Annotated in this window: 13 protein-coding genes; 8 read left to right on the top strand and 5 right to left on the bottom strand. The window is 35.9% G+C overall.

The features are described 5' to 3' along the window. Positions 1-40: 40 nt before the first annotated feature. Positions 41-706, top strand: a complete 666-nt coding sequence (locus AC1RNE_RS16410) for a hypothetical protein (protein WP_492802296.1) — start codon at positions 41-43, stop codon at positions 704-706. A 174-nt stretch (positions 707-880) separates the two neighbouring features. Next, positions 881-1,363: a hypothetical protein gene (locus tag AC1RNE_RS16405; protein WP_492802294.1), complete on the top strand. Its 483-nt coding sequence runs from the start codon at positions 881-883 to the stop codon at positions 1,361-1,363. A gap of 234 nt (positions 1,364-1,597) precedes the next feature. Here the strand turns inward: AC1RNE_RS16405 and AC1RNE_RS16400 are convergent, their stop codons facing one another. Beyond that, positions 1,598-2,374: a LuxR C-terminal-related transcriptional regulator gene (locus tag AC1RNE_RS16400; protein WP_492802292.1), complete on the bottom strand. Its 777-nt coding sequence runs from the start codon at positions 2,372-2,374 to the stop codon at positions 1,598-1,600. A gap of 534 nt (positions 2,375-2,908) precedes the next feature. Between AC1RNE_RS16400 and AC1RNE_RS16395 the strand changes: the two genes are divergently transcribed. The 3 genes from AC1RNE_RS16395 (at position 2,909) to AC1RNE_RS16385 (ending at position 7,660) form a co-directional block, all read left to right on the top strand. After that, entirely contained in the window at positions 2,909-6,085 is a 3,177-nt protein-coding gene (locus AC1RNE_RS16395) for a DUF4450 domain-containing protein (RefSeq protein ID WP_492802291.1), read from the top strand. Between the two features lie 141 nt (positions 6,086-6,226). Beyond that, a complete protein-coding gene (locus tag AC1RNE_RS16390) occupies positions 6,227-6,982 on the top strand; it encodes an SDR family oxidoreductase (RefSeq protein WP_492802290.1) in 756 nt (251 codons plus the stop codon). Between the two features lie 96 nt (positions 6,983-7,078). Continuing rightward, positions 7,079-7,660, top strand: a complete 582-nt coding sequence (locus AC1RNE_RS16385) for a TetR/AcrR family transcriptional regulator (RefSeq protein WP_492802288.1) — start codon at positions 7,079-7,081, stop codon at positions 7,658-7,660. Here the strand turns inward: AC1RNE_RS16385 and AC1RNE_RS16380 are convergent. After that, the gene (locus AC1RNE_RS16380; protein WP_492802287.1) at positions 7,657-9,195 is read right to left on the bottom strand and encodes a glycosyltransferase family 39 protein; all 1,539 of its coding nucleotides are present in this window, start codon (positions 9,193-9,195) and stop codon (positions 7,657-7,659) included. The two genes, AC1RNE_RS16385 and AC1RNE_RS16380, sit on opposite strands and share 4 nt — an antisense overlap. 238 nt (positions 9,196-9,433) lie before the next feature. Between AC1RNE_RS16380 and AC1RNE_RS16375 the strand changes: the two genes are divergently transcribed. From AC1RNE_RS16375 to AC1RNE_RS16365, 3 genes are all read left to right on the top strand, one after another. Then, positions 9,434-11,599: an FUSC family protein gene (locus tag AC1RNE_RS16375; protein WP_492802285.1), complete on the top strand. Its 2,166-nt coding sequence runs from the start codon at positions 9,434-9,436 to the stop codon at positions 11,597-11,599. Positions 11,600-11,944: 345 nt separating this feature from the next. Continuing rightward, positions 11,945-15,121 carry a SusC/RagA family TonB-linked outer membrane protein gene (locus tag AC1RNE_RS16370; protein WP_492802283.1) on the top strand — a complete coding sequence of 1,059 codons (3,177 nt, stop codon included), beginning with the start codon at positions 11,945-11,947 and terminating at the stop codon, positions 15,119-15,121. A 26-nt stretch (positions 15,122-15,147) separates the two neighbouring features. Further along, a complete protein-coding gene (locus AC1RNE_RS16365) occupies positions 15,148-16,638 on the top strand; it encodes a RagB/SusD family nutrient uptake outer membrane protein (RefSeq protein WP_492802281.1) in 1,491 nt (496 codons plus the stop codon). 63 nt (positions 16,639-16,701) lie between these two features. Here the strand turns inward: AC1RNE_RS16365 and AC1RNE_RS16360 are convergent, their stop codons facing one another. The 3 genes from AC1RNE_RS16360 to AC1RNE_RS16350 all read right to left on the bottom strand — a co-directional run bounded on the left by AC1RNE_RS16360 (position 16,702) and on the right by AC1RNE_RS16350 (position 19,627). Then, positions 16,702-17,331, bottom strand: coding sequence for a DUF3137 domain-containing protein (locus AC1RNE_RS16360; RefSeq protein ID WP_492802279.1), 630 nt, complete (start codon positions 17,329-17,331; stop codon positions 16,702-16,704). Between the two features lie 89 nt (positions 17,332-17,420). Continuing rightward, on the bottom strand, positions 17,421-18,425 hold the full coding sequence (locus AC1RNE_RS16355) for a Gfo/Idh/MocA family protein (protein WP_492802277.1): 1,005 nt from the start codon (positions 18,423-18,425) through the stop codon (positions 17,421-17,423). A 116-nt stretch (positions 18,426-18,541) separates the two neighbouring features. After that, on the bottom strand, positions 18,542-19,627 hold the full coding sequence (locus tag AC1RNE_RS16350; protein WP_492802276.1) for an aminotransferase class V-fold PLP-dependent enzyme: 1,086 nt from the start codon (positions 19,625-19,627) through the stop codon (positions 18,542-18,544). Between the last annotated feature and the right edge of the window lie 62 nt (positions 19,628-19,689).

Below are 19,689 nucleotides of genomic sequence, written 5' to 3'. Positions count from 1 at the left end.
TTTACATTATCAAAGCTTGTATTTGTTTATCCACCATATTATGAAAATTGCGTTAACAATCATATTGACTTTATTTTCAGCACAAATTTTTAGTCAAAATTGTAACTGCAAAGAAAAGCCTGAATTGAAAAATATTATTTCATGTCAAAAAACTGTATTCAAAAATGGAGCAACAGTATATTGGAGTTTTGACTGTAACTCTTCTTGGCTGACGTATCAAAATAAGAAAAGAATCAGAAAAATTTTCGACCTTGATAAAAATTCAATGGAGCTAACAGGAAGATTAGGGTTTATTAATTGGACAGAATTCAAAAGCTCATTTTTAATTGAGAATAAAGTTATTTCTGGTTGTTGTGACCCTTCAAAATATATTTTATTTGATAAAAATAATGGAATTGAAATTCAAAATTTGGGGACTTCTTTGTTTATCACTGACCTAAAAGAAAGCTATCCATTCATTGTGACATTGAAAGATTGGAATACGATTTTATTTACCAATCTAACCACAAATAAAATTTACAAAATTTCTCTACCGAAAGGAAGATTAGAGAAGTCTTTACTGAACAGCAATTATTTATTTGCTGATTATCTCTTTGAAAAAGGTTCATTAAATGACGATGTCTTTATAATCAGCTATAAATACAAAGAGAATAAAAACGTAAATTGGAAAATAGGGGTTGTAAAAATTAACACAAAAATACGTTAGATAGGACTTTACACGCCTATCGCTTAACGTAATGTTTCACTACGCCAACCGAGAGAATGAGATACTAAAAGAGAATCTAGCAGCAAAAACATCTGATATACTTTGGCGTTCAACTATTACTCCAAGAACAATGGAAGTAAAACCAACTTGCGACAATTGTAAACCTATATTTCAATGATTGACAAAAAAGATTTGATAGACTACCCAGAAGCGTATGATATTGACTGGTATTTGGTGTCAAGAGAAAGGTATTTAATACACTTTTCTTCATCAGGAGGACTTATTCCTAAATTAATTTTGGATAATTATGAATATTTAAATCTCTTAAATATGTATTTTGATAAATTACCCGAAATTACAGTAGGTGAATTAAATCCCTTGCCACAGGAAAGAAAAAAAAATCGTTCTAAAAAAGATTATGAAAATCATGTGAAATATTACATAAAATGGGCAAATAAAGGATTTTATACGTTTGATAAAACTATTGATAATGTTCCTATTAATACCGAATATCATTTAGTGACATATCCTGAAAAGCCAATACAGGTTGATGTATTGCCAGATGATATAAAAGAAATATTACATAGTTATCAGCTGGAAATTAGTATTAATGGAGTTCATTCCATAGACCTATCCGATTTTTCTTCACTTTGGTAGGTAAGGTCTTGAAGTGTTATTCTACTCCCCTTGCTGTTCTAAGTCTTTTCCGACTTAGAACCACAAATAAAATTGCAGTCTCCGACTGCAAAGGTATAAAACACACAATGATACAAGTGTTTTGTATGCTCCCCTCCGTGGTCTGTGGCACACAGAACACATTCGTACAAGTGTTCTCTGTGCCACAGACCACGGAAAAAGCGGCAACCCTTGCAGTTGCCGAAAACGAATAAATCATATCCACCCCTCCTGCAACGCTTTCCCTACTAATTCTACTGGTGTTTTGCAATTGGCTTTTTTTAGTAGGTTTTTGCGATGTGTACTTACGGTATGCGAGCTTATAAAAAGCCTATCGGCTATTTCTTTACTGCTTTTATTTTCTACAATCATTTTTAAAATTTCTCTTTCTCTTGGTGTAAACGGGATATCAGATAGCGTAAGGGTATTCGTTTCGGTAATATTATAGTATGATGGTTCACCGTCAAGTCCTATGATGGAAAACGAAGGAACGCCGTCTTGTTTTATGTGCGAAATATCGGTGTCTACATCCAACGTACGATAATAGTTCGTTTCATCAAAATCTATTTGCACCGCTTGGTGTAGCAGTCGTATATAGCGATTGTCTTTAGTACGCATTCTAAGGTCGTACTGCATTTTATATTTTGATATTTTTTCAAAGGGCAAGTCCTTGAAAAACTCTGTAATTCGTTGCTCAAATTGTAAAAAGTAAGGTTTGTCGTCGGGATGTATTATGTCTAAGAAAAAGTGAATATCCATTTCTTCAGGCATATAACCCAGCACATTGGTAACGCCAGAACTCACAAAATCAAAGTCTGCTTGAAAAATATTAAACACATAATAGTAATACGTTCCTGGCTGAAAGAGATTAAGGAGTTGCTTGTGTAACTCTAACTTCAATTTTAATTCGAGTGGGTATCCAGGCTCTTCTTTTACCACTGTATTCCATACTTTTTTGGCACTAAGATAAAGTTGTGAATGCTCGTTTGACATAATTATAAATTTTCTTGATCTGATAGTTATTTTGTTCTATATAGGTCTGAATTCATGTGCATTGGACATTACATTTAAAAAAGTCGGGTAGATATAATTCAAGCCCCAGTCTTGGGCCGTTAAGGAAATTTAACTTTATATTAATTATTCTTTGTTTCGTAAAGACGAAAGAAAACAGGAAGTAGTAACAGTAGAAAAATAAGAAAGTAACTGTGAATATACTGAAAACTGTTGGAGAAAGTCAAAAAATAACTCAATAAAGATAATCATTATCACAGAAAATAGGATAGCAAGGAATTAACTTTAGATGAGGCATAAACTCAAACGGTAACTGCAAGGATTACCACTATCACCGTGGTCTGTGGCACACAGAACACCACTACCACTATGTTCTGTGTGCCACAGACCACGGAAAATGAAAAGACGTGAGTGAACAAGAGGGTCAATTGCTCAAATCTTTGGAATATTGAGTAAGCAAATACCGACTTTAGTTTTATAACATAAGTCCACAACTCCTCTTAATACTAGTAACTCATGAAAAAAGTACTATTCTTAGTTTTCTTCTTAGTAACCTCATTTAAAATTATTGCACAAACAAATGCAGTCGTTAAAAATCTTCATTATAAACCCTTCAATGGAAATGGTTTTGTTTGTGTAAATCCCAAACAGAAATTCAACCGAGCTTTATATGGTGGCAATTCAGCTTTTAGGGTAGAAGCTGGTGATTTTCCAGAGTTTGCGCTGTACTTACCCGGCATGGGCGGAAATTGCAAAATTGGACTATTGAATGGTACAAAAAGCAAGTGGCTCTCGGAAGCTCAAAAAATACAGACGGTGTATCAGGATGGAGCGATGCTTTACAAAATTCAAGATGAATTATTGGGTGACGCTACTTTGGTATTGAAAGTCACAGCTACTTATACACAAGAAGCCCTATTAATAGCGTATCATGTTGAAGGAAACAAACCCAAGGATACACAACTGACTGTTTTGTTTGGAGGGATTACGGGTAAAAAGTTTTCAAGAGATGGTGATATTGGAGCAGACCCAGAGAGTAGCTTTTATTTAAAAGCAGAAAACTGTAGTAACAATAAAATCAACATAGCTAGAAACTCTTTTAACATACAATATTTACCGAAAGATTCGACCCAAGTAGTAGCGGGACTATTTCCTGAAAATTATACTTTATCTATCACAGATGCAGTCGCTCAAAAATCTCCTTTTGAGATAAATGCTTATCGTAGTAAAGTTTCAAATCCTTGTTTGGCGGGTATTGGTGATTTAAAAGACACGGAACAATATCTCTATATCCAAAAAGGAAATGTAGCTTTTGATTATTCAGCAATTCCTTCGTTTGCAAAACAGAATGAAACGCTTCGCCAAAAAATTGTTAATACTATACAAATTCAAACGCCAGATACCTTATTCAATCCTATGGGACAAGCCCTTAGTTTGGCCGCTGATGCCATTTGGGATAGTCCTACTTATATGCACGGTGCCGTGGCTTGGCGAATGCGTTTGCCTGCTTGGCGTGGTCCTTATATCGCTGATGTGCTTGGGCAACATGACAGAGCCCAAACGCACTTTTCTTCTTATGCCAAATCACAAGTGGGTGAAGCTTTTCCTTTAACAGATTCTTCCCCTGACTCTGCCATGCACTTAGCTCGACAAGTTGAGAAAATTGGTAAAGGTATTTTTACAGAAGGATACATTTGCAGAAATCCGAATGGCGATATTCGAGCACACCATTATGATATGAATTTGGTGTATATCGACCAACTCTTAAATCATTTCAATTGGACGGGAGATACTACCTATCTCCGTGAAATGTGGCCAGTTATCAAAAAACATCTCGCTTGGGAAAAACATAATTTTGATGCTGACGACGACGGACTTTTTGATGCTTATTGCTGTATTTGGGCTAGCGACGCTTTGCAGTACAGTGGTGGTGGCGTTACTCACTCTACAGCTTACAATTACCGAGCATTTCGTTCAGCAGCTTTATTAGCTAAATTGTTGGGTGAAAATGCAAAGCCTTATCAAGATGAAGCTGATAAGATTTATAAAGCGCTACAAGAAAAACTTTGGTTGGATGAAACAGGCTGTTTTGCTGAATACAAAGATGCTTTGGGCTTACAATTGGTACATCCTTCTGCGGGGCTTTGGACGATTTACCATGCTATTGATGCGCAGGCGGCTTCGCCGAAACAACAATATCAGATGACAAAATATGTTGAAAAAAACATTCCTCATATTCCTTTCCGCATCCCTGAGCTTAAGCAAGATTTTTATCAGCTGAGTACTACCAATTGGCAACCCTATACTTGGAGTATCAACAATGTGGCCTTGGGTGAAAACCTCCATACTTCATTAGCTTGTTGGCAGGCAGGTAATAAAAACTTAGCCTATGAAATTTGGCGAAATACACTCATCGAAAGTCTTTATACTTCTGCTTCACCTGGTGGTTTTGAACAATTATCCAGTCTGGATGCCATCAGGGGCGAACTGTACAGAGACTTTGCTGACGGCATCGGCATGGCTGGCAGGAGCTTAGTAGAAGGTTTATTCGGAATAAGACCGCAGTTATTAGAAGGCAAATTATTGATTGAACCAGGTCTTCCGAATGAATGGGCTTATGCCAAGCTAAAAACGGCTGACATTGAATTTAACTTCAAGAAAAACGCTAAACTATACGAATACGACATTAAAACCTTTTGGAATAAATCATCTGAATTAACTTTAAGGATTTCAACGGAGTTTCAAAAAGTAAAATCTATCTCACTTAATGGAAAACCTGCAAAATATGCTTGGACACAAAACGGCAATAATGAGCCAATCCTTGAAATAAAGACCTTAAAAGGTAAAGCATTTTTAGTAAAAGTATTATTTGAAGAAAATAAGGCCGTTAACAATGTCTTAAAACGTGCAATACCCAACATAGAACAGGCTATTTTAAACCATGAAGAAACCGTAAAAAGTAATGTATATCATTCCATAGATTTAAGTAGCTCTTTCAACGAAAAAGTGACTCGTATTTTTAAAAATAAGTACCTGTCTCCTCGCCCACAAAGTGCTACGTTGCAATTGCCTGTTCAAGGTATTGGTAATTGGTGTTACCCTTTGGTGGAAGCTATTATTGATGACTCAGGACTTCGTCAAAAAGCAAAACAACAAAATGGATTCATTCATTATCAGCAAATTCCATTTGCTACACCCTCTGATACCAATCAGGTGAATATTGCTTTGGCTAGTAAATGGGATAATTTTCCCGATACACTGCATATACGTCCTAAACAAAAAATACAGGGTCATGCTGTGCATTTATTAATGGCTGGTACTACCAATCCTATGCAAAGCCAAATGGCAAACGGCAAGGTAGTTATTGACTATGAAAGCGGAGAACAAACTTCTTTTGAATTACACAACCCAAACAATTGGTGGCCCATTGAACAAGACTATTTTTATGATGGCAAGGCTTTTCAATATTCACAAACTGAGCGTCCAACTCGTTTGTTATTGAAAACGGGTGACTTCATCAAAGAAAATGCAAAGCATACCAGTATCAAAGGTTTTAGTAATATGGCTATTGAAGGTGGAGCGGCCAACGTTTATCAATTTCCCATTCTACCAAAAACGATTAAATCTATTCAAGTAATCTCTCTTTGCAATGATGTCATCATTGGCTTAATGGCTCTTACAGTGCAGGAATAAGCATTTTTCAAGTTAGGGAAAAAGGTGGAAAAATATTTTTCATTTTTTTTCTCATTTTATTTGGAATGTTCATTCCAAATATATTACCTTTACGGAACAAACATTCCAGATAGGAAATCTGGAATTTAAAGCAACCAAAAAATGAACAAATTATCAAATAAAATCGCCATCGTTACTGGAGGTAACAGCGGAATCGGATATGCAGCAGCTCAAGAATTAAGTGTAGAAGGTGCTACAGTAATTATTACAGGTAGAAATAAAACAACCCTTGAAACCGCCGCTACTGAGCTTAATGCGAAGGCAATCGTGGCTGACCAAGCAGATTTGAAATCGATTGATAAATTGGTTGAAGAAGTAAAAGCAACTTATGGTAAAGTGGATATTATCTTCTTGAATGCTGGTATTGCAGCTTTCGCTCCTTTAGAATCTGCCTCTGAAGAACATTATGATACCATCATGGATGTTAACGTGAAAGGCGTTTTCTTTACGCTACAAAAATTCTTACCTATTTTAAACGACGGTGCTTCTATTATATTCAATACTTCTATCAACGCCCATGTTGGTATGCCAAATTCTAGTGTTTATGCTGGTAGTAAAGCTACTATCTTGGCATTCAATAGAGTATTTGCGACTGAATTAGCGCCAAGAAAAATACGTGTAAATGCTATCTCTCCTGGTCCTGTTGAAACACCACTTTATGGAAAATTAGGTTTAGGACATGAAGAAGTAGCTGGTTTTGGCGAAATACTAGGCAAAAAAATCTTATTGAACCGTTTCGGACAATCAAGCGAAATTGGTAAAGCTGTGGTCTTCTTAGCTTCTTCTGACTCTTCATTTATCACTGGTACCGAACTTGTTGTTGATGGTGGTTTATTGGTAAACCCAGTAGTAATCTAATTTTTTGCCTAAATTTGGAATGTTCATTCCATTTAAATAGCTTTGCTTGAAAATATTCAGCAAAGCTATTCGTATTATTTTTAAACGATCAATATCATGGCAAGGACAAAGGAGTTTAATGAAATAGAAATCTTAAACAAAGCAATAGATTTGTTTTGGTTCAAGGGTTATAATGGTGCTTCGATGCAGGATGTTGTAGATTCTTTGGGCTTAAGTCGTTCGAGCATCTACGATACTTTTGGGGATAAACATCAGTTGTATATTGCTGCCTTAGAACAATACAGAAAACAAGCCGCAGGAGGACTGATTGATATGGTAAAACAATCTGTCAGTCCCCTACAAACCATCCAGCAGCTCTTAGAAATGCTTGCGAATGATAGCCTTAATACAATTTGTAGCAAAGGCTGTTTTATGACAAACAGTACGATAGAGCTAGCACCCCACGACCCAGAGATTCATAAAATAGTCAAAGACAATATGCAAGACATAGAAGACGCCTTCTATAATCTTGTAAAAAAAGGGCAAGATTTGGGTGAAATCACCAACCAAAATGATGCAAGAGCCTTAGCTCGCTTCCTGTTCAATACCATTTCAGGCATCAGAGTTGCCGCAAAGTCAGGGGCTAATAAGGCTGTTTATCAAGATATTATTGATGTTACATTGTCAGTCCTTCGTTAATCATTCCAATCTTTCATTTCCTCTTTGATATCTTCAATCAGAAAATGATTGATTGGTACTTTGGCATCTTTTAACAGATAGATACTTGTTCCGTATTCACGTGCAAAGGGGTTTTCTAGTTTGCCCGTTAATGCTACTGATTGAAAAAGCGGTTTTTCTTTTTCACGATTTTTATCATCATCGTCAGAAAATTGTATCAAGATGATGTTTTTAATCTCAACTTTATCCAAAGGCGGATACCAATTGATGTAATCAGCATTAACAGTAACAGCACCAATCGTTGGGAATTTTGAATAATAATTGATAGCTCCTGCTTGTCCATAATTATCACAAAGTACCAATGTATGTTCTTTGTCTGCGATACCCGCATAAACACTATCTACTTTTTGGGCTAGTTCTTTCCAGCTTAACATATCTGCAAAATCTTGTGGCATCGTATGGTCTTTACCATCTTCCCATCTTAACATGCCAAACTTTTTATAGCTAGCCAATCTCCCTTGTATTTCCGTGGGTGTAACATTGGGAAATGCAATTCTGTACATCGGTATAAACAGTAGCAAAATAATCAAAATCGTTATTGGACGAAGGTATATTTTCCAGCCTTCATTCAATACATTTTCTAAATATACCGAGCCAAAAGCCAATAAAATTGGGTATAAACCAATAGCATAATAGTCTTTCGCTTGTAAATACACAAAGGTTGATAAGCTAAACACAAATGCCCAAAAGAACATTCGGTATTCTTTAAAGGGCTTGTACCTAAAAAAAGAAATGAGTGCGGCTATTAACACAAAAAGCGAAGTTGTAAAAAAGAATAGTTGTTCTTTGAGGAAACCCACTCTACTGACATTGACTAATTGATATTTTTTAAGCAAAGCCAGATGATGAAAAACAGGGTAATTGTTATTTACCTGCCAAATTAAATTAGGAAGTACGAGCAAAAACGCAATGAATATGGCAATGTATAAATGTGGGTTTTTAAATACTTTCCGATGGGCGCTCAATACTAAAGCAGGAATAAAGCCTATTAATAAAAATACAATATTATACTTATTCAAAAAGCCAAAAGCAAAAGTAACAGCCGCTATCCACAACCATTTGTTTTGAGAAGTACTGAAGTATTTTAACAGAGAAAAATATAGGAAAGTCCAACAAAGAATATCTAAGGAATTGGGTTGATAAAGGGTATTTATTCGTAAGATGACAGAAAAAGTAACAGCACAAGCCCCTAAAATTAAGGCGAAAAGACCTCCCTTTAACGTTTCTATGGCTTTCCAGACCACCACCATGTTCAATACACCAAAAAGTGCAGGGAAAAATTTCACCCAAAATATACCATTGCCCAATTGCAAAATGATGAACGAAAACCAAGAAGTAACGGGTGGAACCGATAAATATCCCCACGCTAAATGATGTGCTTGGTCGAGATGCAGGTATTCATCTCGGTGTAAATCATAAATAGGATGGATTAAATTATATTGAAGGATAAACTTAAAAACAATGAAACAAATGAGTATAATAGTTTTCTTATCCATGGTCTTTGGGAAGCGAGGTTAGTATTTTTAAAGCAATATATCAAATGTATGTCATAATCAAAATGCAAGTATCAATCTTAGTGATAGATTCTTGAATATTTTATCTATTTTTACAAAAACTGATTTTGAGACTTTAGGATTGTAGCGCAAAAACCAAAAATAAGAGCCTTAGGGTTATTGAATCGACTCTTTTAATGAAAAGCTACCACTCGCTAAATCACTTAATAAGTAACAAGACATGACCTCAAAAACACAACAAACAACCAATGAAATCAAGAATTTTGTCTTGAGTTCCTACTTCGGTGACGGGCTCAGGATTACTTTTGGTGCATTGGTTCCTAGCTTAATTTTATCTCAGTTTGGTTTATTACAAATAGGTATTACTGTTTCCTTAGGTGCTTTATGTGCCAGTATTGCCGATACCCCTGGTCCTATTACGCATCGTCGCAATGCGATGTTGGTTACTACGCTCGTCGTTTCTATTGTCTCTTTGCTCACTGGCTTTGCCAATATTTCCGTGTACGTGCTAGGCTTTATTATTCTAAGCTTTAGCTTTCTATTTTCCATGTTGTACGTATATGGAAACCGTATTGCATCCATTGGTACCGCAGCCTTGTTGGTCATGACTTTGGGCATTGGTGATATTCGTTCTATTACAGACATCCTACTCTACACAGCTTATATTGCAGTTGGTGGTTTGTGGTATTCTGCCCTTAGTATTTCTTTGTATAAAATTATGCCCTATCGACTAGCCCAACAGTCATTAGGCGATTGTGTAATTGAAGTCGCTCATTTTATGAGAATCAAAGCAGGTTTTTATAAAGAAGGAATGGATTATGACGAGAACTACAAAAAACTACTAGAATGCCAAGTATTAGTGAATGAAAAGCAAAATGCTGTGCGTGATTTGCTTTTTAAAAGCCGAGAAATTGTTCGGGAGTCTACTCAACAAGGGCGGTTTTTAGTAATCGTTTTTGTAGATGTAATGGACTTGTTCGAACAAATTATGTCTACTTTTTATAGCTACCAAACGCTTCATAAGCAATTCGATGAAATAGGGATTTTAAAGCAATTTGAGATAGTATTATTACACATGTCTGACCAATTAGAGGAGGTAGGATATGCCCTAAAAGCAGATGCAAAACCACAAATTTCCCTCCGCTTACCGCGTGAAATCAGGGATTTAAAACTGGAAATTGAAGCCCTAGAAAGAGGAGAATACGGCAGTGAATTTAAAGAAACTGGTGTACAGGCTTTAAAGAATATTGAAGTAAATGTGGAAAATATTTATCATAGAATCAAGAAAATAAACGGACATTTTAAAGATAGAAAAGCCAGAAAACTCACAAAAAGTCAGACCCAATCAGCTTATTTTATTTCTCATGAAGAATATGATTTTAGTTTATTTAGAGAGAATCTTGCGCTAAAATCAGAGATATTTCGCCATGCTATCAGGGTGGCCGTAGTAATGCTGATTGGTTTTATCATTGCCCAATCCTATAATTTTCTGCATAGCAACTGGATTTTGCTGACAATTATGGTCATCATGAAACCAGCCTTTAGCCTAACGAAAGAACGTAATTATCACCGTTTGATTGGTACGATTATCGGTGCCATTATAGGCATGAGCATCCTTGCTTGGGTAGAGGACGGCTCCGCACTTTTTGCTATCTTATTAATTTGTATGTTGGGTGCGTATAGCTTTCAACGTAAAAACTATGTAGTCAGCGTATTATTCATGACTCCGTTTATCCTAATTCTATACGATTTCTTAGGTATGGGGAGTAGAGCAATTTTCATTGAAAGAGTCTATGATACCATCATTGGCGGAAGCATCGCTTATGTGGCTAGCCATGTGTTCTTACCAAGCTGGGAACATCAGAAACTTAAAACGGTTTTAGTAGAAATGATTGAGGTCAATTTGGCTTATTATCATCAGGTAACTACGTATTATTTCGGACAACGATATGATAAAATTCCTTATAAAATTATTCGCAAAGAAGTATACGTTCGTAGTGCAAATTTAGCATCTACCTTCCAAAGGATGTTCTCAGAACCTAAAAGTAAACAACTGAGTATCAAAGAAGTGCATAAATTTACTGTGTTAAATCATTTGATGTCTTCTTATGTGGCTACGTTAGCGTTATATGTAATGGAACATACTGGACATATCCCTGCAATGGAAAGACTTGAAGAAATTGCCTCGAATTCTGAAAAGCTTCTGCACGAGTCAATGATGATATTAATCAATGAAGAAAATATTATCAATACTGACATGAAAATTTTGCCTTTGAAACACCATTTTAAAGAAGATGACGATACCCTTTTGATTGCTGAGCAATTTATAGATTTGCAAAAAGTAGCTTTTGATATTTATAAAATTTCACAAAAAATAAAGGTGTAAAATTGCTAAATAATGTCATTTTTAGTTTTACGTATATTCAATACGTTATAAAAAACTCATCAAATAATCCTACGCAACCTACCAATATTTGTGCACTTTTTGATAATTTTTGTAAAGCATCTGAACACTCGATTAAAAATACCCTTGAAATTTAGAAATGTTTATTATTTAGGAAAATGTGGGTTAAAAAAGACCATCATTATGTCTTTTTTAAGAAAAAATGAAATTTCAACCCTTATTTCTGTCTTTTGTCATATTTTTACTTGCATTTTATAATAATTTATTAATAAGTTTGTCCTTTGTTTTATCAAAATAATTTATCAACAACTAAAACACAGACAAACTATGAGTAAGTCTTTACGAAGTTTTATCGTATTGTTCATCTTCATGTTGACTAGTGGCTATGCATTTAGCCAAGAAATTAGAGTCAAAGGAGTTGTAACCTCTAAAGAGGACGGGTCTTTTCTCCCGGGCGTAAGCATTTTAGTAAAAGGAACTACAAAAGGTACAGTTACCGACAAAGAAGGTAAGTTTACCATTGCTGTTCCAGGCGGTTCAGCCAAACTTCTAATCAGTTCGGTAGGTTTTGTAAAAACAGAAGTTGCTATTGAAGGCAGAAGTGTTATCAATGTTAGCTTAGAGTCTGACGCTGCGTTACTAAACGAAGTTTTAGTAGTAGGTTATGGTACTGTTAACAAAACCATGCACGTTGGTTCTTCAGCTCAAATCAAATCGAGCGACATTGAAAAAAGACCAGTTTCTAATGCGCTGAATGCATTGATTGGTGTGGCTCCAGGTGTTCAAACTACTTTAGGTAGTGGTGCTCCAGGTTCAGCTCCTACTATTCGTGTAAGAGGTTTTGGTTCTATTTCTGCATCTAACTCTGCACTTTACGTAGTGGATGGTGTTCCTTTTGATGCTTCAACAGCAACGTTAAACCCTGATGACATTGAAACAATGTCTGTATTAAAAGATGCCTCTACAACTGCTATTTACGGTTCAAGAGGATCGAACGGGGTAATCATGATTACTACTAAAAAAGGTAAAGTAGGTCGTAGTAACTTTAGCGCAAACGTTTCTGCAGGTATTATCTCAAGAGGTTTGCCAGAATATGAAACAGTAAGTACACAACAATATTATCCTTTGATGTGGGAAGTATATCGCAACACATTAGTGTATGGTTCTGCTAAAGTTCCAGTAGCTGATGCAAGCAGTATTGCTTCAGGTTTGACTACTACTTACGGTGGTAGAACATATTCAGGTATTGCTGATTTGCTTGCTTATAACCCATTCAATGTTGCTAAAAATCAAATTGTTGATGTAAATGGTGTATTAAACCCTAATGCTCAGTTATTATATCCAGAAGATTTAGACTGGGCTAAGGCTATTCAACAAGGAGGAAAAAGCAGACGTAACTATAACATCAACTATGATGGAGGAACTGCTAAGTCTGACTACTTTGTATCGTTAGGTTATACAAAAGAAGAAGGTTATTTATTGAAATCAGATTTCGAAAGAATTACAGGTCGTGTAAGTGTAAATACAGAAGCTACAAAATGGCTTAAAACTGGCTTAAACTTGAATGGTAGCTATAGCCGTTCAAACCTTGATGCAGCGGCAGACGGTGGAACAGGTTTTGTTAACCCATTCTATTATTCACGTTTTATTGCTCCTATCTATCCTGTTTACAAACATGGTGCTGATGGTTCATATACATTAGATGGTAGTGGAAACAGAATCTATGACATGGGTGATGTAAGACCTTTCTCAAGTGGTCGTCATGCTATCTGGGAAAATGAATTGAACAACCGTAACCAAATTCGTGGAACGATTGGTGCAAGAACTTTTGCAACGCTTACAATTTTACCAAGCTTAAAGGCAACTACTAACTTAAGCTTTGACTTACAAGATACTCACTACCGTACGTATGATAATCCTATCGTTGGTGACGGTGCTCCAGCTGGTCGTGCAAGTCATTATCTTTATCGTACAACTAGCTCTACTTGGAACCAGTTGTTAGAATTTGACAAAACATTTGGTAAACACCACGTAAACGTATTGGGTGGTCATGAAAACTATTCATATAAATACAACTATTTATATGGTGGTAGATCAGGTATTATCGTTGACGGTATTACAGAACTTGCGAACTTTGCAACAGTACTTGGTGTAAGTTCTTATGAAGACAACTATGGTATCGAAAGTTTCTTTACTCGTTTTAACTATGATTTCGACGGTAAGTATATCTTAAATGCTTCTTTAAGAAGAGATGGTAACTCTCGTTTTGCTAAAGATGTAAGATGGGCTAACTTCTGGTCATTAGGTGGTGCTTATAACATTGAAAAAGAAGATTTCTTCGATGTATCATGGGTTAATCAATTGAAAGTTAGAGCTTCTTATGGTATCGTTGGTAACGACGGAGGTTTAGGATACTATCCTTACCAAGCGTTATATAACTTAGGTAGAAACAACAATGCTGAGCCAGGTTTTATCCAAGGTTCAATTGCTAATAATAGCCTTACTTGGGAAACTTCAAACAATTTTGACCTTGGTGCTGATTTCAGCTTGTTCAAAGGTAAATTATCAGGTAGTGCTGAATACTTCAACCGTGAAACTTCAGGCTTGATTTTCAGTGTGCCTTTAGCGTTATCAAATGGTGGTACAACATCTGGTGGATTTACAGTTAACCAAAACATTGGTAATCTTTACAACAGAGGTTTTGAACTTCAATTGAATGGTGATATTTATAAGAAGGGAGATTTTAGTTATTCAACAACATTGAACTTAACTACTTTCACAAACAAAATCACTAAGATGCCAGACAACCAAGCGTTGATTATTTCAGGTTCTAAAGCATACAGTGTTGGTCACTCTATTTATGACTTCTACATGCGTCAATTCTATGGTGTAGATAAAGAAACAGGGTCTTCTCTTTACAAAACAAATATCTTAACAACCAACGGAAAAGTAATTGGTGCTGATACTGTTACTACAGTACTTTCAGAAGCTAATTTACGTTATACAGGATATTCTTCAATTCCTGATTTCTATGGTTCGATGTCACATAACTTATCTTACAAAAACTTCTCGTTAGGTGTACAATTCACTTTCCAAGTAGGTGGTAAAGTATATGACAGTGCTTATCAATCGTTAATGCACGGTGGTTCTTACGGAACAGCAATGCACGTAGATGCTTTAAATCGTTGGCAAAAATCAGGGGACGATACTTCAGTTCCTCGTTTTGATAACGGAAACATCACTAACTTGACTGGTACAAGCACAAGATATTTAACAGATGCATCTTACTTACAATTAAATAATGTTACCCTAAACTACAAATTGCCTACTTCTGTATTGGCTGCAATTGGTGCAAAAGAAGCTAGTATTTATTTTGCTGGCGAAAACTTAGCACTTTTCTCAGCTAGAAAAGGTATGAACGTTTCTGGTTCTTTCAACGGAACAGTAGACAACACTTACAACTTTAACCGTGTAATGTCTATAGGAGCAAAAATCAAATTTTAATTAGGTACTGATTTAAAAAAATAAAGATGAAAAACATTATAAAAAATGGAGTACTAGGATTAATCGCATTGATGTCCTTCTCCGCTTGTGAAGATAATTATCTTGAAACAGCCCCTACAGACCAAGTTGCCACAGTAGATGCTTTTAGTACAACTAAAAATGCTTGGGCTGCCTTGAATGGTATTCATAGATTAATGTATTCACAGATTTTCTCTGTACAAGCACAGGGTGGTCAATCAGGTAATATGTTATACATTGACATCCTAGGAGAAGACGTTGTATTTCCAAACGTTTCTAATACTTGGTTGAGATCTGAATATCAGTGGATTAGTCATAGAACAGCAACAAGTTCTATTTCTTACTATAACTATACATTCTATTATATGATTATTGGTAATGCCAATATGATTATTGCGAATGTTGACAAAGCTTCGGGTACTGACGCTGACAAAAAAGCTATCAAAGCAGAAGCATTGACATACAGAGCATGGGCGTATTTCCAAATGATTCAATTGTTTGGTGAAAGATTCGTAGCAGGTGCTGCTAACAGCGGTCTAGGTGTACCTTTAGTACTTATTCCTGGTACTACTGCAACACCACGTAGCACTGTAGCGGAAGTATATACTCAAATAAACAAGGATATCACTGAAGCTATCTCTTTGTTTACAGGTTATACTCGTTTAGATAAATCTCACTTTGATGTTAACATAGCAAAAGGTATTAAAGCACGTATTGCTTTAACACAACAAGACTATGCAACGGCTGCTCAATTAGCGAAAGAAGCAAGAACAGCTTACCCTTTAATGTCGAACACAGATTATTTAGGTGGTTTCAACAACTATTCAAATGGTGAATGGATGTGGGCATCAAGAATTGTAGCTGACCAAACGAATTATTTCTATTCGTTCTTTGCTTATATGTCTAACAACTATAGCTCAACTGCAATCAGATCAACACCAAAAGTGATGTATTCTGTATTGTATGATAAAATTTCAGCAACAGATGTAAGAAAGAAACTTTGGGATCCGACAGGAACTAACACTACTGATTTCCCATTGCCAGCATCAACTTTCCAACGTTATAAATATCACCCTAAAAAATTCAGAGTAGCTGACGTAAACTTAAGTATCGGTGACGTACCATACATGAGAGCTGCAGAGATGTATTTGATTGAAGCAGAAGCATTAGCTCGTCAAGGAAACAATGCTGGAGCTGCAGATGCTTTATATACTTTGGCTGTAAACCGTGATACTAAATACACAAAATCTACGAAGACAGGTGCAGATTTAATTGAAGAAATCATGGTACAACGTCGTGTAGAACTTTGGGGTGAAGGTTTCCGTTTCTATGACATAAAAAGAACTAACGGTGCTTTAAATAGAAATGGCGGTAACCACAACGTTTCATATACAAATGGTGTAATGGATGTTCCGGCAGGAGATAAAAGATGGCAATTCTTACTTCCTCAGGATGAAATCAACAACACTAATGGTCTTGTTGTTCAAAATCCTCAGTAATTTTGAATTCTCATTAACAAAAACAGGGTGCTCATTTGGGCACCCTGTTTTGTTTTATTTTCTTTACTTCAATTCTATTTCAGGGCGAGTTTCATAAGCCGAACCGATTTCACAAAGCCTATCCATGATTTCAGCAAAGAGCTTAAACATGATTTTTAGTTGTTCTATATCCTTAAGAATACCCATCACTTCCAAATAAAGTTCGTCAACTCCTTCAGGAAAATGTTGTCCAAAGTATCCCTCATCGTCTTTAACACTAACTTGAAATAGTGATAAATTAGAGAGCGCTAGAAAATCTTTTTTGATACTTTCATCCTTAAACAATGCTTTGATTTGTTCAGGGTTTTTACTTTTTAATATAAAGACATTATCAAAGATTTCATCTTCAATCTCAATATCTTGCATACCAAAGTATTTAGCTATATCATTAAAGAAACCTTCTTTGAAAATCTTGAAACGAAAATCATCTTTATTGACATAAGCACAACGCATTCTAGTATAAGGCGTAGAACTTTTTCCTGTTGAGCGATGAAAAACATCTAATACTATCGTCCAATTTTTGTGTTCAAGCACTACCTTAGAATCATCTATCAGAAAACTCTTCTTCTTGATAAACTGTGCATTAATTTCTTGTTCTAATTGTACCCAGACTTCTTCTTTGCTGGGTCCGAAAATATTTCTTAATAATCCCATGTTAAATTTTATTTAGTAGCAATAAAAAACCTCCATGAAAATGAGCATTTTTCATGGAGGTTTTTACATAAATGTGATGAATAGCAATATTAAGACTCCTGTGGATATTTTAATCCAATTTGGCTTCTGATTTCGCACATCAACTCCATCAATTCTAAACTAAATTGTAAAGGAAGGCGGTCGTTTTCTATTCTTCCTTCTGTTAAACAACGCTGTACATCAATGGCTTCATAGCTATATCCCCAGCCGTTTCTTTCTGTCGAGAATACTTGGGGTTCTTCGTTAGTTACTTCCAACGTAAAGCCAAATGTCTCATGAAAACGACCCGAAATAAATATCTTACCTTTGGTGCCATATATCGTACAAGTAGTATCCGTCTTGGCAGCCAAGGTAGAAAACAATGAAGCAGTAGCACCATTCGGGAAAGCTAAGGCAACCGAGCAATTCATATCTACACCAGTTGGTGCAAAAGTAGCTACTGCTTTTACTTCCGATGGCTTACCCAATAACAACTTACTAATAAACAGAGGATAGATACCAATATCGTATAAAGAACCCCCTGTCAGTGCTGGGTTGAACAAGCGTGCAGTTTCATCATAATTAGCCAAGAAACCAAAATCGGCTACAATATGCTTGATTTCGCCTATTGTACCTGCTTTAATAATGTCTTCAATCTGATTAATCGCAGGATGAAATCTTGTCCAGATAGCCTCCATCAAGAAAAGGTTTTTTTCTTGAGATTTAGTAATCATTTCTTGTACCATCTGGGTATTAATCGCAAAGGCCTTTTCGCATAAAACAGGTACCCCCGCCTCTAAACAAAGCAACGTATTGGCATGATGCTGTGCATGAGGCGTAGCAATATAAACTACATCAATCAAACCGCTTTTTAGCATTTCTTCGTAACTACCAAAAGCATGAGGAGTATTATATTTTGCACCAAAATCTTTGGCTCTTGCTAAATCACGCGAAGCTACAGCATGTAAAGTAGCATTAGGAACATAAGCGACCAAATCGTCAGCAAATTTTTCGGCTATTTTTCCACAACCGATAATTCCCCAACGAAAGGTATAAGTTTGAGCGACTGAATCCATTGAATAATAGTATTTGGGGTTTGATTGAAAATTTCTATGTTATAAAAATGTCTTACTCAAAAAGAAGGTCTATAAAAAGAATAAAGTCTTTGAATATATTCAAAGACTTTATCATGCTATACTTTAGTTTTCATCACTTCAATGAGGGCTTCTACTTGTCCAATATTCACTGCCGCAAAATTGGCAATTCTTAATTGAGAAGCTTTGAAATCTCCATACCCTGCACCTATCACAAAATTAGCCTCCGCTTGTACTTCTTTAATAATATCAGCCGCAGACTTCCCTTTTACATTTACTACGATGACCGTCTGTGAGCGATGTTCTGGATTTTTAACGAAAACTTCTAAGTTCTCCGCTTTTTCTGCAAAACTATACAATAGCTTAGCTTTCTTCTCAGTCTCTTTTCTGATGGTTTCGATACCAATCTTATTCATATCTTCTGCTACTTTCCCCAACACATAAATCGCCATCACATTAGGCGTTTCAGGTGTTTCAAATTTCTCAAAATTCTTGAATAGAGAAGGTAAACTATGATAAGTACCGATTTGATTTTCATGCGTTTTCATACGGTTAGCCTTTTCAAGCAACGCAGGATTGACAATCCAACAGCCCAAACCAGCGGGCATTCCGAATGATTTCTGTACCGAAAATAGAGCAGTATCAATAATATTAAAATCTAGGTCAGGATAAGGCGCCGAAGAAACCATATCTACCGCCAAAAATTTATCCTTGTTAGCACGCTTCAATTTATGAATTTCGGCTGGACGCATTTGTACTCCCGAAGCTGTTTCGTTAGCAGTAGTGCAGATTAATTCAGCATATTCAGGAACAGTAATTTCCGAATAATCAAACCCTTCACCAAAAGGTTTTTCATGCTTATGAGCATACTTATTTAATTCTTTCGAGAAATCGAAAAACTTCTTTGAAAACGAACCATTTACTAAATGGAAGCTTTCATGTTCAACCGTGTTTTGAATAACTCTTTCCCAAATTTCGGTAGCTGAACCCGTAAAGAAGATTCCATTTGATTCAGGAATATTTATCAAAATACGCAACTGTTCAACCGTATGCTGATAAATACTACGAAATTGAGCAGAGCGATGTGAAATCGACCCTAATTGAAGGTCAAAGGCATCTTTATAATGTTGTTCAACAGTAGGGAATAATTCGGCTGGGCCGGGGGTAAAGTATGTTTTTCTCATCGATGCTTTTCTACGTGATTTGCTTTGTAAAAATACGAAATTATCTTTTGTTTGACCAAACC

This window comes from Arcicella sp. GW822-FHT02H01 (assembly GCF_058802005.1).
This window is presented reverse-complemented; position numbering and strand designations above follow the sequence as displayed.

Bases quoted from the DNA above. Each gene is read 5' to 3' on its own strand.
- AC1RNE_RS16350 (WP_492802276.1), bottom strand. From the start codon at position 19,627: ATGAGAAAAACATACTTTACCCCCGGCCCAGCCGAATTATTCCCTACT.
- AC1RNE_RS16395 (WP_492802291.1), top strand. From the start codon at position 2,909: ATGAAAAAAGTACTATTCTTAGTTTTCTTCTTAGTAACCTCATTTAAA.
- AC1RNE_RS16400 (WP_492802292.1), bottom strand. From the start codon at position 2,374: ATGTCAAACGAGCATTCACAACTTTATCTTAGTGCCAAAAAAGTATGG.
- AC1RNE_RS16370 (WP_492802283.1), top strand. From the start codon at position 11,945: ATGAGTAAGTCTTTACGAAGTTTTATCGTATTGTTCATCTTCATGTTG.
- AC1RNE_RS16360 (WP_492802279.1), bottom strand. From the start codon at position 17,331: ATGGGATTATTAAGAAATATTTTCGGACCCAGCAAAGAAGAAGTCTGG.
- AC1RNE_RS16380 (WP_492802287.1), bottom strand. From the start codon at position 9,195: ATGGATAAGAAAACTATTATACTCATTTGTTTCATTGTTTTTAAGTTT.
- AC1RNE_RS16365 (WP_492802281.1), top strand. From the start codon at position 15,148: ATGAAAAACATTATAAAAAATGGAGTACTAGGATTAATCGCATTGATG.
- AC1RNE_RS16385 (WP_492802288.1), top strand. From the start codon at position 7,079: ATGGCAAGGACAAAGGAGTTTAATGAAATAGAAATCTTAAACAAAGCA.
- AC1RNE_RS16355 (WP_492802277.1), bottom strand. From the start codon at position 18,425: ATGGATTCAGTCGCTCAAACTTATACCTTTCGTTGGGGAATTATCGGT.
- AC1RNE_RS16410 (WP_492802296.1), top strand. From the start codon at position 41: ATGAAAATTGCGTTAACAATCATATTGACTTTATTTTCAGCACAAATT.
- AC1RNE_RS16405 (WP_492802294.1), top strand. From the start codon at position 881: ATGATTGACAAAAAAGATTTGATAGACTACCCAGAAGCGTATGATATT.
- AC1RNE_RS16375 (WP_492802285.1), top strand. From the start codon at position 9,434: ATGACCTCAAAAACACAACAAACAACCAATGAAATCAAGAATTTTGTC.
- AC1RNE_RS16390 (WP_492802290.1), top strand. From the start codon at position 6,227: ATGAACAAATTATCAAATAAAATCGCCATCGTTACTGGAGGTAACAGC.